The 15,297-nt window shown below is 42.8% G+C and carries 14 protein-coding genes and 1 pseudogene; 6 read left to right on the top strand and 9 right to left on the bottom strand.

Annotated elements, in window-relative coordinates; genetic code table 11:
• The 8 genes from rfbD to A3CS_RS0102750 all read right to left on the bottom strand — a co-directional run bounded on the left by rfbD (position 1) and on the right by A3CS_RS0102750 (position 7,844).
• On the bottom strand, positions 1-885 hold the full coding sequence (gene rfbD, locus A3CS_RS0102785) for a dTDP-4-dehydrorhamnose reductase (protein ID WP_005574038.1): 885 nt from the start codon (positions 883-885) through the stop codon (positions 1-3).
• Between the two features lies 1 nt (position 886).
• Positions 887-1,759, bottom strand: coding sequence for a glucose-1-phosphate thymidylyltransferase RfbA (gene rfbA / locus A3CS_RS0102780; RefSeq protein ID WP_005547276.1), 873 nt, complete (start codon positions 1,757-1,759; stop codon positions 887-889).
• Between the two features lie 77 nt (positions 1,760-1,836).
• The gene (gene rfbB / locus A3CS_RS0102775) at positions 1,837-2,904 is read right to left on the bottom strand and encodes a dTDP-glucose 4,6-dehydratase (RefSeq protein ID WP_005547278.1); all 1,068 of its coding nucleotides are present in this window, start codon (positions 2,902-2,904) and stop codon (positions 1,837-1,839) included.
• A 70-nt stretch (positions 2,905-2,974) separates the two neighbouring features.
• On the bottom strand, positions 2,975-4,105 hold the full coding sequence (locus A3CS_RS0102770) for a lytic murein transglycosylase (RefSeq protein WP_005547280.1): 1,131 nt from the start codon (positions 4,103-4,105) through the stop codon (positions 2,975-2,977).
• 1 nt (position 4,106) lies between these two features.
• Positions 4,107-4,910 (bottom strand): glycosyltransferase family 2 protein, encoded by an 804-nt coding sequence (locus tag A3CS_RS0102765; RefSeq protein WP_005588540.1) that lies wholly within the window; start codon positions 4,908-4,910, stop codon positions 4,107-4,109.
• 74 nt (positions 4,911-4,984) lie between these two features.
• The gene (locus A3CS_RS0102760; RefSeq protein WP_005547284.1) at positions 4,985-5,866 is read right to left on the bottom strand and encodes a glycosyltransferase family 2 protein; all 882 of its coding nucleotides are present in this window, start codon (positions 5,864-5,866) and stop codon (positions 4,985-4,987) included.
• Positions 5,866-7,059 (bottom strand): hypothetical protein, encoded by a 1,194-nt coding sequence (locus tag A3CS_RS0102755; RefSeq protein ID WP_005547286.1) that lies wholly within the window; start codon positions 7,057-7,059, stop codon positions 5,866-5,868. Before A3CS_RS0102755 ends, A3CS_RS0102760 begins: the two co-directional genes overlap by 1 nt.
• Before the next feature lie 8 nt (positions 7,060-7,067).
• Complete coding sequence (locus tag A3CS_RS0102750) at positions 7,068-7,844, bottom strand: glycosyltransferase family 25 protein (RefSeq protein WP_005547288.1); 777 nt, start codon at positions 7,842-7,844, stop codon at positions 7,068-7,070.
• 130 nt (positions 7,845-7,974) lie between these two features.
• Here A3CS_RS0102750 and A3CS_RS0102745 point away from each other — a divergent pair, with 130 nt between their 5' ends.
• The 6 genes and pseudogenes from A3CS_RS0102745 (at position 7,975) to A3CS_RS0102715 (ending at position 12,858) form a co-directional block, all read left to right on the top strand.
• The gene (locus A3CS_RS0102745) at positions 7,975-9,534 is read left to right on the top strand and encodes an MATE family efflux transporter (protein WP_019518217.1); all 1,560 of its coding nucleotides are present in this window, start codon (positions 7,975-7,977) and stop codon (positions 9,532-9,534) included.
• Positions 9,531-10,487 (top strand): polysaccharide pyruvyl transferase family protein, encoded by a 957-nt coding sequence (locus tag A3CS_RS0102740; protein ID WP_019518216.1) that lies wholly within the window; start codon positions 9,531-9,533, stop codon positions 10,485-10,487. The genes A3CS_RS0102745 and A3CS_RS0102740 overlap by 4 nt, the downstream gene beginning before the upstream one ends.
• Before the next feature lie 108 nt (positions 10,488-10,595).
• Positions 10,596-10,847, top strand: a complete 252-nt coding sequence (locus A3CS_RS0102735) for a type II toxin-antitoxin system Phd/YefM family antitoxin (protein ID WP_005547296.1) — start codon at positions 10,596-10,598, stop codon at positions 10,845-10,847.
• Complete coding sequence (locus A3CS_RS0102730) at positions 10,844-11,098, top strand: Txe/YoeB family addiction module toxin (RefSeq protein ID WP_005547298.1); 255 nt, start codon at positions 10,844-10,846, stop codon at positions 11,096-11,098. The genes A3CS_RS0102735 and A3CS_RS0102730 overlap by 4 nt, the downstream gene beginning before the upstream one ends.
• A gap of 12 nt (positions 11,099-11,110) precedes the next feature.
• Complete coding sequence (locus tag A3CS_RS0102725) at positions 11,111-11,854, top strand: YdcF family protein (RefSeq protein WP_005542222.1); 744 nt, start codon at positions 11,111-11,113, stop codon at positions 11,852-11,854.
• 176 nt (positions 11,855-12,030) lie between these two features.
• A pseudogene (locus A3CS_RS0102715) lies at positions 12,031-12,858 on the top strand (DNA ligase).
• A 132-nt stretch (positions 12,859-12,990) separates the two neighbouring features.
• On the opposite strand, the gene uvrD reads toward A3CS_RS0102715, so the two are convergent.
• The gene (gene uvrD, locus A3CS_RS0102710; RefSeq protein ID WP_005547302.1) at positions 12,991-15,165 is read right to left on the bottom strand and encodes a DNA helicase II; all 2,175 of its coding nucleotides are present in this window, start codon (positions 15,163-15,165) and stop codon (positions 12,991-12,993) included.
• Between the last annotated feature and the right edge of the window lie 132 nt (positions 15,166-15,297).

The raw sequence follows: 15,297 nt of genomic DNA, 5'->3' as shown, positions 1-15,297 counted from the left end.
TTACTCCGCATACGCTCTAATATTCTTCAAAGCCCTTTGCCAATCACTTGGTTGAATACCGAATGCTTGTTGAATTTTGGTTAAATCTAAACAAGAATTCGCAGGACGTTTGGCTAGGGTTGGATAATCTGCCGTGGTAATCGCATTCACAAGCGGTACATTCTCTAACACTTTTTGCGCAACTGCTTCATCAAAAATAGCTATGGCAAAATCGTACCAGCTAACACAAGGTTCTCCAGTAAAGTGATAGATGCCATATTTAACAGTTTCGCCTACTATGATCTTTTCTGCAATTTGAATTAAAACAGAGGCGATGTCACCTGAATAAGTCGGTCCGCCGATTTGATCCGCAACCACACCTAAAATGTCACGATTTTTAGCTAAACGTAGCATCGTTTTAACGAAATTATTACCATATTCTCCAAATGTCCAAGATGTTCGGAGAATTATGGATTTAGGAGATAAAGTTAAAAGTAAACGCTCTCCCTCTGCTTTAGACTTTCCATATACGCAAAGAGGATGAATAATATCTGTTTCTTTATATTTCCCTGATTTATATCCATCAAATACATAATCTGTAGAAACATGTAAGATCGCTGAATTATGTCTTATTGCAGCTTCAGCTAAATATTGAACCCCTCTAACATTTACACTATAAGCAGAAGATACTTCTAGCTCAGCTTGATCTACAGAAGTATAGGCCGCAGCATTAATAATCACATTAGGTTTAAATGAATCTATTATAGAAAATACCATATCTTTATTTGTGATATCTAATTCAGAAAAATCTAATGCTAGTACTTCATATCTTCCATTATCCACTAATAATTTAGCTAAACTGCGCCCTAGTTGTCCCCCAGCTCCCGTTATAAGGAGTCTCGCCATATTATCCAGTTTCCTTAATTATTCTAAGTAAATACTGACCATATTCGTTTTTTGCCATTGGTTTGGCTAATTTTTCAACTTGCTCAGAAGTTAGCCAACCATTACGCCAGGCAATTTCTTCCAAACATGCAACTTGCAAGCCTTGTACGTTTTCAATAGTACGAACGAAGGAGGCTGCTTCATGTAAGCTCTCGTGCGTACCTGTGTCTAACCACGCAAAACCACGACCGAGTAATTGCACGTTTAATGAACCATCTTTTAGATACATTTCATTTAATGTGGTGATTTCAAGCTCACCGCGCGCAGATGGTTTCACCTGTTTCGCGAAATCGACCACACGATTATCGTAGAAATATAAACCTGTTACGGCATAGTTAGATTTAGGTTGAACAGGTTTTTCTTCAATAGAAACAGCTTTGAAATTTTCGTCAAATTCTACCACACCGAAACGCCCAGGATCTTTTACTAAATATCCAAACACTGTTGCACCGTAAGGTCGAGCAACGGCTTGCTGCAACATTTGGGTAAAATTCTGACCATAGAAAATGTTATCTCCTAATACTAAACAACAGCTATCGCCATTGATAAACCTTTCCCCAATGAGAAATGCTTGTGCTAAACCATCCGGGCTAGGTTGAATAGTATATTGCAAATTCACACCAAACTCAGAACCATCACCTAATAAACGTTTGAAACTTTCGTTATCTTCTGGCGTAGTAATAATAAGAATGTCACGAACCCCCGCTAACATCAGCACAGAAAGCGGATAATAAATCATTGGTTTGTCATACACCGGTAAAAGCTGCTTTGATACACCACGAGTAATAGGATAAAGGCGAGTTCCAGAACCACCTGCAAGAATAATACCCTTCATAAAAAGACCTTCAAAAAGTACAGTCATATTTAGTGTTGTTTTTGCGAAAAAGAACTAAAATCTAACCGCTTGTAAAATTATTGACTGCCTAAACGCTCACGATTGTAAGAACCATCTAACACACGGCTCCACCATTTTTGGTTATTTAGATACCACTCCACCGTTTTACGAATGCCTGATTCAAAGGTTTCTTGCGGTTTCCAGCCTAATTCACGACTGATTTTGGTTGCATCAATCGCATACCGTACATCGTGACCAGGGCGATCTTTAACGTAAGTGATTAAATCTTCGTATTTGGTAACGCCAGCAGGTTTATTTGGAACTAGTTCTTCTAACAAAGCACAGATGGTGCGAACTACATCAATGTTCGCTTTTTCATTATGACCACCGATATTATAGGTTTCGCCAATTTTGCCTTCTGTCACAACTTTGTATAAAGCACGAGCATGATCTTCTACAAATAGCCAGTCACGAATTTGCTGACCGTTACCATACACAGGAAGCGGTTTGCCATCTAAGGCGTTTAAAATTATCAATGGAATCAATTTTTCCGGGAAGTGAAACGGCCCATAGTTGTTTGAGCAGTTGGTCACAATCGTTGGCAAGCTGTAAGTACGCAACCACGCACGAACAAGATGATCGCTGGAGGCTTTTGATGCAGAATAAGGACTACTTGGGGAATAAGGCGTGGTTTCAGTAAAGAGATTTTTCGTCCCATCTAAATCGCCATAAACTTCATCGGTCGAAATATGATGGAAACGGAATCCTGCTTTTTTCTCATCGTTTAAACTACTCCAATAAGCACGGGCGGCTTCTAATAAAATGTAAGTACCCACGATATTGGTTTCAATAAAAGCAGCAGGTCCATCAATAGAACGGTCAACGTGGCTTTCTGCGGCTAAGTGCATTACTACATCAGGCTGGTGCTGTTCAAATATGCGAGCAAGTGCTTTTGCATCGCAAATATCCACTTGTTCAAATATATAACGTGGATTATTTTTCACTGTTTCAAGAGATTCTAAATTTCCTGCATAGGTCAATTTATCAACGTTAACTACGCTGTCTTGCGTATTTTCAATAATATAGCGAACTACTGCAGAACCTATAAAACCTGCACCGCCTGTAACTAAAATAGTTTTCAACATAATTATCCCTCTAGGTTTAAAAAAATTATCTCACAACTTTATAAAATGACCTAATTCTAAATGTTTAAGCCTATTTGACTCTTTGCTCAATCCTATCAGCAAACATTCCAATACTGACAGCAAAATAGTTGGATTTATTCCAATGTAGCAAGGTTCTGTAATTATTAGAGACCAAAAATGCACGCCCTAATTCACGATCAGGCCTTACCAGCCATAAGTCTTGTGTGCCGGAAAGTGCGGTCAGTTTTTGTTGTGTTTGTGGAGTTTGGTATTTTAGGGTGACACCCATATTTTGCCAGTCGCTTAAAGAACGTTTTTTATTTTCCGCTGTGCCAGCAAGCGCCATGTCTAACGGTTGGGTTAGTGCAACTTCTACACCCCATGGCAGGTTTTCGTTCCAGCCGACGGTGTGTAAATAATTAGCGATGGAGGCGAAAACATCATAATGATCGGTCCAGATATTTTTCTCGCCGTCATTGTTGCCATCTGCGGCGTAGCTGAGGTAAGAACTTGGCATGAATTGGGTCTGTCCCATGGCGCCTGCCCATGAACCCAGCATTTTATAGCGTTGAATATGATCGCGCTGTAGTATTTTCATGGCGGCAATAAATTCTTTGCTGAATAAGGATTCGCGGCGTCCATCAAAGGCAAGAGTGGCTAAGGTGGATAATACATCGTAATTGCCTTGATAATAGCCAAAGCTGCTCTCCATGCCCCACAAAGCTAACAGATAATTTTTCGGTACGCTGAATTTCTTTGAAGCATTTTCAAGCTGTGGCAATTGTTCCCAATAACGTGCTTCTGCCGTGTCTACTTTATTCTTGGTTAATACACGATTTAAGTAATTGGTCGTGCCGTTCGGATTGATGATCGGTGGGGCATTTGGATCACGCTTGCGAATTCTGCCCGCTTGCTGATCGTCCAAATCCACGGATTTTTGAATATAATTAATATTATTTTGTGCATTCAATACGTCGGCAGAAACGCCTTCTGCCGCTGCTTTACCTTTTAAGAAATTCACATAATCGTTGAAGTTATCCAAAGTGCGGGACTTGCTGTACACCGCAGTGGGATTCACAGCCGTAACGGAATTCACCGGCTCGGAAGGTTGCGTCGGTGCACTTGAATTTGAGGAACAGCCCGCCAGAAAAAGTGCGGTCGAAATTCCGGATATTTTTAAAATGCAATTTAATTTCATCATATTATTTTCTTAAAAAGGTTTGATAGATGTTTTTCAGTAATGATGTCGGCAATAATCTGGCACCGGAACGCAGGACAAAAGTGAATAGCCCGGATAAAAATCCCTGAATGCCAAGATGGTGTTTTAGCTTAAATAAGCGCCATTCCGCTTTGGCTTGGTTTAAACCACGGCGTCGCCCTACCATGCCGTTGCCGACGCGCGCATAGACCAAAATATCGGGTAAATTTGCTACGCGCTGCCCTTGCGCCACCAGTTTGATCCACAAATAATAATCTTCCTGCAAATCCTCATATCCGCCGCAATTTATGACCGCACTTTTTTGATACCCCACCGTCATGTGATTAAACGGGCAGCGTTTTTGGGTAAATGTAGCGATGTCTTGCGCAGAAGTCGGCACATTTCGATATGCCACTATGTCATGGATATTTTCACCGAATTCGGCAATTTGCCCGCCGAACACAATAGTATCAGGATGTTGTTCAATAAACGCCACCTGTTTGGCAAAACGTTCCGGCACGCAAATATCATCGGTATCCATGCGCAGAACCCAATCGTACGAGCAATATTTTAAACCTTCGTTGAGAGCTTTGCCTAAACCTAAATTGTTCGGTAATTTCACCAAATTAAACGGCAGCTTCGATTCAAACTCGGCAACCACCGCTTCCAATTCAGGCGTCACCGCGCCATCAAACACCAGTACGACTTCATCGGCAGGGCAGGTTTGTGCCACCAAACTTTCCAAACATTCTCTTAAATATTGTGGATTTTCCTTAATATATAAGGACATTAACACTGAAAATTTCACTACCAACTACTCTACTCTTTTCTTCTTCAATTTCAATGGTACACATCCGGAGACGCATACAATCAATGCGCTATTTACATAAACCGCTTCAAATTAATCGCCAATTTAGGAGAAATCAGCACTACCAAGGCAATAATTAATTGTTTCAGACTTCTGGTCTGTTTAAAAATATCAAAATAATATTTCGCCGCTTTGCGGGATAAATTCATGATATGCGGATAAGCCAGAATATAACTGGCGTTAATGTTGAAATTGCGCGCCTGTTCCGGCGTTTTTACATAATGCTCACGAATATAATCAATGGCTTTTTGCGTATTGGTGGTATCCGTGGAAACGCTTGCCCGTTTGGTGTGAAAAGTGCAATAGGTCAGCAGTTCATTCACTTTGCAAGGCTTGAAGGTTGGCTCTTGTAACAACTTCAGCAGAAAATCATAGTCTTCCAAGGAGCGAAGTGCGGTGGATAATCCGCCTATTTTTAAGAACAAATCTTTCTTCACGCCGATCATCGGCATACCGCCGATTTTATTCGCCAACAAAATGCTTTCAATGCTGATATGTTGCGGGTCAATAGGATGGGTGACATAAGTAAAACCTTCATTTACCATCTCACATTTCGCCGGGTGATAGATAAAGTTAATGTCGGCATGATCGGCAATCATCGCTGCCAATTTTTCACATTTATCATTAGCGAAACGATCGTCATCGTCTAAAAACAATAACCAGTCATGTTGTGCATGGCGCGCGCCGATATTACGACTTTCCGCCGCGCCCTGATTGGTTTCATTGCGAATCACCCGCACGGGGAAAGGATAATTTTGCGCCACCGTAACAGGCTCCCTCGAGCAATCGTCCACAATCACCACTTCAAAATCATGCGTGGTTTGTTGGCTTAAACTTTCCAACAGCGCAGGCATTTCCCCTTTTCGATTATAAGAAGGAACGATGATACTGAACATTATTTCGCCTCCTTTAGTTTGAATAACACAATCTGTTTGCCGTGTGAACCAAATAAAGAGAAGAACATCAACATTACAAACATAATGCCCGGGAAGGCGAAAGTGTCGGCTTTCACGTTGCAGGCGGCGAGAATCACCAACGCGGAAAGAATAAACTTCCAACTGCCGTCAAACCAGTTGATCGCCACTTTACGCACAAAATAGAAAGTCACTAAAAAACACACCAGCGCATAAGTCACGCCGCCGTATAAAATCTGGCGCAAGAAGCCGGAATCCGTATGCCCGTAGTAACTCCCCACTTCCGTTTGCCCCGTCATATAAAGCCCGTCGCCGGAAATAAATTGTTTTAATGTCGGCATAAATAAATGTTTTTCCACTAACGTATCTGTCGAAGAACTGACAAAGCCCGCACCATGTAACACATTAATCACCGGCTCCAAGGCATGCGCTACATATTTATTACCCGGCAGGAAATACGCCAACAATAGCAGCAAAACGGCAAACGAAATCACTACCGGAATATACCGCACTTTGAAGTACAACAAAATGCTCACCGCCGAAAGCAGCAAAAAGGTTCTGCCGGAAATCAAACCGATGCACAGCATAAAGAAGATAATCAAACTTGGAATGCGGTTATGTTTCGCGTTGTAGGCAAGCAGAAAATGAAACAGCATTAAATAGAACAAACTTAGCTGGAAAAAAGCCGCCGATGTGACGTTATATAAGCGATATTCCTGTTCGGAACCATAAAACCGCGCCGGCAGCAGCGTGTTCGTGGCAAGCAGGAAATCAATTATAAAAGACACGCCGAAAAGCGCCAATAAGCCCAGAACGAACTGCGTCACCACGCCGATTTGCAGATCCCGCACCATTCTTTGCTGACCGTGGGCATCTGCATAAAAAACGTTATAGATGCCGATGCCCAAAACAAATAACACAAGGCCCTTCACGTACATCATGATGACGGAAAGATCCCGCGTGCCGTTAACCAACAAGGGGATCACACTGAACAGAATCAAGCCGCATAATACGGCAAGGCTGTCTAACGGCACGATAACGCCGTTGGTTTGCTGTTTTTTTACTAACCGATACGCCAGTACCGCCAAGGCAACCAGCCCGGCAATGAGCGACATGCGCAGAAAATGGAAGAACCAAGGATCGTAAAGATAAAACAGATTAAAAAGTGCGGTCATTTTTTTCGTTATTTTCCTAAGTTATTCTTCACGGCTAACAGTTTTTTCAACGGGTATTTCAGCAGTTTTTTCGCTAAATTATTGGACTTCGACCTGCGCACGGCTTCCAAATTACTCACCAGTTGTGGGTTTTCAATCACCATCAACGGGCGCACCACCTGATTGCTCACCTTGAATTGGATTTCAAACAGCAGAAAATCATCGGCGAGCCAAAATGGGGTTTCCTGTTCCAGAATGGCAAGAAACGTCCGTGCGGCGGATTTTTTAATTAAATACGCCACGGTGCCGGCAAAATAGCTTTTGTACGGGTAGGCATAAGTGACGTCACCGAGTTTTTTACGCAGAAACGTAAAGGTGGTCGGATAGTTAATTTCCAGCTCCGCATCATCAAATCCGGCAATTTTGGATTGCCCGATAAGGATGATGTCCGCCGTGCAATGTTGCGCCAAAAGTGCGGTCAGATTTTCAGGTAAATTTTTATTGAACAGGGCATCGTCTTCACACACCAAGGCATAATCCTTTTCCGCCACCTTTTCATCAGCGACAATTTGGCGGTAAACCTCAAGATGACTCAGAGTACAACCGATTTCACCTTTGGTTACTTTACGCCCGTAGTGCTGTTCAAATTTGACCGGATTAAACACCGCTGACAGTGCATCCCAATCCTTTTGCATGGTATTTATTGCCGGGAAAACCGAAAAATCCGCCGTACCGGGCTGTGCAAAAAACAGCTCACGACGCTGAACGTCTTTGTCTAGTGAAACCAAATATTTATTCATAATCATCTCAATTAAAATCTGTTGTATATTTGATTATGCGAAGTCTAAATAATTACATAATAGATTGCTGATTATACTAAAGAAAACTATAATCCCCCACCTATTTTACGGAAAAAGGTCAAGATTAATTCTCATCATGTCCAACAAAACCATCGCAAAAAACACCCTGTTTCTTTATATCCGAATGCTCTTCAATATGGGAGCCATGCTGTATATTTCACGCGTAGTGCTACGGGTGCTCGGCGTAAAAGATTTCGGGATTTACACCATTGTGATGGGCGTGGTGATTTTGTTTTCGTTTTTCAACGGCACTATGACGGCAACCACCCAGCGTTTTATTAACGTGGAAAAAGCCTCAAACGACTCAAACGACTCAAACGACTCAAACGACTCAAACGACTCAAACAGAGTAAATCAGGTTTTTAACATCAGCATCTTGAATCACCTGTTTATTATGCTGGTCGTGGTGATTCTGGCGGAAACGGTAGGATTATGGTTTTTAAATCATAAATTGAACATTCCCGCCCCGCGTATGAACGCCGCCAACATTGTGTACCAGGTAGCATTGCTCATTGCGTTGGTGGAAATCATTAAAGTACCCTTTAACGCTATGATCGTGGCGCATGAGCGAATGTCCTTTTATGCCTGGCTCGGGTTGGCGGAAACCGGCTTAAAACTGGGCGCAATTTTTATTCTCATGCAAATAGAAAACCACGATAAATTGATTTCTTACAGTTTACTGCTGCTATGCGTAAGTTTATTGGTTTTCACCCTGTATTTTCGTTTCACCCGCAACGCCTTTCACGCAGAAACCCGCTTTCACTTTCAAAAAGATCTCGGCAAAATCAAAGAAATGATGCATTTTTCCGGCTGGATGTTGGTGGGGCAGGTAGCTTATGTAGGTTCCACCCAAGGCTTAAATATGGTGGCCAATCTCTTCTTCGGCGTCACCGCCAATGCCGCCGTGGGCATTGCCACACAAGTCGATACGGCGGTGTACAGTTTCGTCAATAATTTCCAGGTGGCGTTCAATCCGCAACTGGTACAGTCTTACGCGGCGAAAGACTACGATCGCAACAAAAAGTTAATTTTAGGCACGTCAAAATATTCCTTCTATTTAATCGCCATTTTATCGGCGCCGGTGTTGTATTTCAGCCATACATTGCTCACCCTTTGGCTGGGCGATCATGTGCCGCAATATTCCGATAAACTGGTGCAAGCCACCATTGTTTGTTCCTTAATCAGCGCCATGGCGGGTTCCTTCTGGATGACGGCGCTTGCCATCGGTTCGCACACCATCAAACGATACAACATCGTTTTGGCAACCATTGACCTGTGCACCGTACCACTCGCCTATTATTTATTCACGCTGGGCTACAATCCGGTGTTTGCGTTCATCGGCAAATTCTGCACCGCCTCACTCATGCAAATTTACCGTCTGTATTTTATTAACAACAAAATTAAATTTAATCGAAAAGAATTTGTCTCATACTTACTGAATATCGGCATTATTTTTGCCTTTTTATTGGGTTTAATTTATTTATCGAACACGCAACGCACGTATTCCCTCGTGGAATTTATCGGCGAAGCCATCCTTATTGAAATCGTTCTGTTTGCACTCATCCTGCTCATCGGGCTGAACAAAACGGAAAAAAACGTCTTATTTAGCTATTTATTGAAAAGAGTGAGAAAATGAATCAACAACTTATTGATTTAAAACATAAGCTGGCGCCCATTGCGGATTTAATCAAAGATAAAAATGACGTGTTTTATCTGGATTATCCGTTACATTTAAATGTGGGCGATTTATTGATTTATCACGGAACGGAGCAATTTTTTACCGATCACAACATTCATGTGAGGTTAAAACGTAGCGAATACGATACGAATATTGACGAAATCAAACAAAAAATCACACCGAATACCACGATTTTACTGCATGGCGGCGGTAATTTCGGCGATCTTTACCCGCAACATCAAAATCTGCGCGAAGCCATTGTGCAAACATTCCCGAACAACCGCATCATTGTTTTGCCACAAACCCTGTTCTATAAAAACCCAAAAACACTGGAAAAATCCACCGCACTTTTCCGCCAGCATCCCGATTGCCATTTGTTGGCACGTGACGAACGCACGGCAAAAGCCTTTGAAGCATTTTCTCCAAATGTGTATTTATCGCCGGACATGGCACACGAATTGTACGGCACCTTGCCCACCAAAAATACACAAACCGGAAAAGCCCTGTATTTTCTCCGCAAAGACATTGAAGCCAGTGACATAGAAAAAAACATCACCGCACAATTGCCTGCCGGCAGCCATATTAAAGACTGGGATGACATCTTATCCAAACGCGACAGCCTGGTTCTCGCGCTAAGCTGGCGTTTAGCCAAATTTGCCAACAAATATCGACTAGGCTGGTTAAAAGATCTCGTCCAGTTCGTCTGGAAAAATTACACCCTGAGCATTGTAAAACGCGTGGCGCAGGATTTTCTCGGCTACAACATCACCACCACCACCCGCCTGCACGGACATATATTCTCCAGCCTGTTGGAAATCCCTAATGTCGTCTGCGATAACGCCTACGGCAAAAATACGGGCTACGCCAATTTATGGACCAAAGGGTTGAATTTTGTGACATTTTATAAATAAGTAGAAATTATATTCAGAAAGCATACATCATAAAATGTGTGCTTTTTTATTGAGGACAGCTTTTTATTGTGCAATAATCTGTACAATGTTTTTATTAAGGAGAATAACATGAATGTAATAAGTTATTCTGCGTTCCGTGCAGAATTAGCAACAACACTTGATCAGGTGGTTGCAGATCATAGCCCAGTCATGATTACCAGACAAAATGGCAAACACGCTGTTGTAATGAGTTTAGAAGATTTTGCAGCTTACGAAGAAACGGCTTATTTATTACGTAGTCCAAAAAATAGGGAGCGTTTATTAGCCTCTATTGACCAGCTCAATTCAGGTAAAATCATCGAACGGGAACTCCAGGAATGATTTTAGCTTGGACGGAAACCGCCTGGGAAGATTATCTTTATTGGCAGCAAGTTGATAAAAAGACGTTGTTGCGCATTAATAAACTTATCCAAAATATTACCAGAGCACCTTTCGAAGGCTTAGGCAATCCTGAACCTTTAAAACATCAGTTATCCGGGTTTTGGTCTAGAAGAATAGATAAAGAGCATCGTCTTGTATACCAAGTATCGGATAGCCATTTAACGATTATTCAATGCCGCTATCACTACTAAAAAACGTTTAATATGTTCGAACTCAAAAAACTCATCACCGCTATGCTGTTGCCGCCATTTAACGTATTGATTTTATGGTTGCTTTCCTTATTTTTTTCATTAATCAGATGCAAAGCCGTAGGGCGTTTATGCGCTTTGCTTGGCATTTTGATTCTTTATGTGGTCAGCATTCCTTACACGGCGCAAATCCTTAAAGACAGCTTGGTGACGGAAGATCATTTAACCTTAGAGGATTACAAGCAGGCGCAAGCTATTGTGTTACTGGGCGGCGGTGTGCGTGACAGCAAAGAATTATATGCGCCTCTCGCCTCTTCCGCCACGCAATTAGAACGTTTGCGTTACGCTGCTTATTTGCAAAAAGAAACGCAGTTACCGTTATTAATCAGCGGTGTCAGCCCGACGGGTGCTTCGGAAGCCAAGGTATCCGCACAGGAACTGCTGGATTTCTTTCATGTGCCGACCAAGTGGCTGGAAGAAAAATCCCTAACCACCAAAGAAAATGCGTTATATACCCGTCAATTGCTGGAAAAAGAAGGCATCAATAAAATCATCTTAGTGACGAATGAATGGCATATGCAGCGAGCCAAACTGCTGTTTGAAGGGCAAGGATTTCAAGTGTTGCCGGCAAGTGTCGGTGAAGGCATTACCCCTGAGGCTTATTCGTTAAATATGATGCACTTTATCCCACAAGCCGGCGCCATAGCAAAAAATATGCAATTACTGAAAGAATGGATGGGGTATTTGAAAGAAAAATAAACGCCGAGATTTTTGACCGCACTTTACCGCGAAAAAAATCGAAGAATGCGCCAAGACAAAGCGCATTTTTTCTTGTTTTCATTTTTGATTTGGGATCGCCGTCGCAAAAATTCACAGGCATTGTTTATCTATAGCGCGCCTTTACCTATGCTCCTTTTTTATTTAAAGGTACCCGTATGCGTCATTTTAAACTGCTTCTCACCCTCTGCTTTTTCAGCCTTTTTTGTTACGCAGAAAAACCGGATTTAATGCTGTTATAAAGCTATAAGAACCAAAATGTGACAGGATGGGTCATGAGCGAAAAATTAGACGGTGTACGCGGCTACTGGGACGGCAAACAAATGTTTACCCGCGGTGGCGTGCAACTTAGTCCGCCCACTTACTTTCTGGAAAAATTCCCGCCTTTTGCCATTGATGGCGAATTATTTAGTCAACGTGATCAATTTGCCGACATTTCTTCTATTGTTCGCGCTTATCAGGACAAAGGCTGGCATAAATTAAAGCTGTATGTCTTTGATGTGCCTGACGCTGAAGGAAACTTATTTGCCCGCTTGGCACAATTAAAAACCTATTTGGCGCAAAACCCAAGCGACTATATTGAAATTATTGAACAGATTCCTATTGAGAGCCCACAACATATTCAGCAATTTTTGCACCAGGTGGAACAGCTCAAAGGCGAAGGCATTGTCATTCGCAATCCTAATGCGCCCTACGAAAGAAAACGTAGTTCGCAAATACTCAAATTAAAGACCGCACTTGACGAAGAATGCACCGTTGTCGCCCACCACAAAGGCAAAGGGCAGTTTGAAAGTGTGATGGGATCGCTCACTTGCGAAAACCATCGAGGGCAATTCAAAATCGGTTCGGGTTTCAAGTTGGATGATCGCATTAACCCGCCCCCGATCGGCGCCGTCATTACGTATAAATATCGCGGTTTAACCAATAAAGGTAAACCCAGATTTGCAACCTTTTGGCGGACAACCGAGCAAATACAGATACCCTAAAAAGTGCCCGTAAAATTATTCATAAATCACTGAGGTAATTTATTCACCCCTTGGAGGCCGTTGTCAAAGCTAACGTTAAAAAACATTGTTTTTTATGACCGCACTTTTTTCTCATCGACAACAAAGCAAAAATTATACTTTCTCCAACTTCGCCAAATGGGCAATCAACCATTTAATGCCCTGATTCTGGAAAGCAATTTGCAGGCGTAAATTGTTGTCTGCACCTTCCACATTGATCACCGTACCGAAACCGAATTTTTCGTGTTTCACTTTCTGCCCCATTTTCCATTCGCTTCCCCCTACAACCGGCGCAACACTTCCGATTTTCGCTTGATTTAACGCACGGGTAACGGTACCGCGTAAACGGATTTCCTGCAAACATTGCTGGGGTAATTCGGTGATAAAACGGGAAGGCAAATGACGTTCTTCCTTGCCATATAAACGGCGGCTTTCCGCATAAGAAATGGTGAGTTTCTGCTTGGCGCGAGTAATCCCGACGTATGCCAAACGGCGCTCTTCTTCCAGACGCCCCGCTTCTTCAAAAGAACGGAAACTCGGGAATAATCCTTCTTCCACGCCAATCATGAAAACACGCGGAAACTCCAAGCCTTTTACCGAATGCAGCGTCATCATTTCGACGCAAGCCTGATGTGGCGCAGCCTGCTCCTCGCCCGCCTCCAATGAAGCGTGAGTTAAAAATGCCGTCAGATCCGTCATATCTTCCGCGTCTTCAGGTTTGATAAATTCACGGGCGGCAGACACCAATTCTTCCAGGTTTTCAATACGCACCTCCCCTTTTTCGCCCTTTTCCTGTTTGTACATTTGATACAAGCCGGAATGTTTAATCACAAAATCCGTTTGCGCAAACAGCGGCATTTCTTCCGTGTCCCGCTGCAAAGAATTAATTAACTCCATAAAGCGCAACAACGCTGTGGCGGCGCGTCCGGCGAGTTTGTTCTCCTGAAGCGCTAAGTTGGTGGCTTGCCATAAGGTGATTTGATGTTCACGGGTAAGATTGCGCAAAGTATCCAACGTACGATCGCCAATGCCACGCGGTGGCGTATTAATGACCCGCTCAAAGGCGGCATCGTCCTGTCGATTGGCAATTAAGCGCAAATAAGCCAAGGCATCTTTAATTTCCTGCCGTTCAAAGAAACGCATCCCGCCGTAAATACGATACGGAATTTGCGAACGAATCAGCGCTTCTTCAATGACCCGTGACTGGCTGTTGCTTCGGTATAAAATGGCACAATCATTTAATTTGCCGCCGTCTTCAACCCAAGTCTTGATTTGCGAAGCCACAAACAATGCTTCATCCAATTCATTGAAAGCGGCATAAATGCCCACCGGTTCGCCCTGATTGCCTTCCGACCACAAATTTTTCCCCAAGCGATTGCTGTTGTTGACGATCAATTCATTGGCGGCTTGCAAAATGTTCATGGTGGAACGGTAATTTTGTTCCAGACGAATGGTTTGTGCGTTGGCAAAATCCTTTAAAAACAGCTGAATATTCTCAATTTTTGCACCGCGCCAGCCGTAAATAGACTGGTCGTCATCACCCACAATCATCACTTTTCCGGTTTTACCTGCCAGCAAGCGAATCCATTCATATTGAATCTTGTTGGTATCTTGGAACTCATCCACCAAAATATGCTGAAAACGTTGTTGATAACGTTGCAAAATCAGCGGCTTGTGTAAAAAAAGTTCGTAAGAACGTAATAAAATTTCGGCAAAATCCACCAGCCCGGCACGATCACAGGCATCCTGATAAATTTGATAAATTTTGATCCATTCGCGTTCCTGACGATCATTATGATCATCAATTTGATTCGGGCGCAGCCCTTCGTCTTTTTTATTATTGATGTACCAACAAGCTTGCTTCGGCGGGAAACTTTTTTCGTCGAAACTGTGCAGTTTCATTAAGCGTTTGATTAAACGCAGCTGATCTTCCGAATCCAAAATCTGGAAATCCTGCGGCAAATCCGCGTCAAGGTGATGGGCGCGCAGCAATCGATGGGCAATGCTGTGAAAGGTGCCGACCCACATACCGAACAGGCGTTGATTGCCATCGGATAACACGGATTCAATACGATGACGCATTTCTGCGGCGGCTTTGTTGGTAAAGGTCACCGCCATAATACTGCCCTCGGAAATGCCTTCAACCCCAATCAACCACGCGATACGGTTTGTCAGCACGCGGGTTTTACCGCTCCCCGCCCCCGCCAGCACCAAATAATTCCCCAAGGGCGCACTCACCGCCTCCCGTTGTTTATCGTTCAGCCCGTCTAATAATTCTGCAAAATCCATACCTTATCACTCATTAATACTGTTTTTTTGTACAGGCTGAATTATAGCGATTTCTCCTCAAAATACAATGAAAGAAAAGGAATGGAGAAAAAGTGCGGTCGTTTTTGCCGGTGTTTTTGAAATGAAAAAGCG

Source organism: Aggregatibacter actinomycetemcomitans DSM 8324 (assembly GCF_000372365.1).
GTDB classification, from domain to species: Bacteria; Pseudomonadota; Gammaproteobacteria; order Enterobacterales; family Pasteurellaceae; genus Aggregatibacter; species Aggregatibacter actinomycetemcomitans.
The sequence above is the reverse complement of the archived record's forward strand: the minus strand, read 5'-3'. Positions and strand labels throughout refer to the sequence as shown.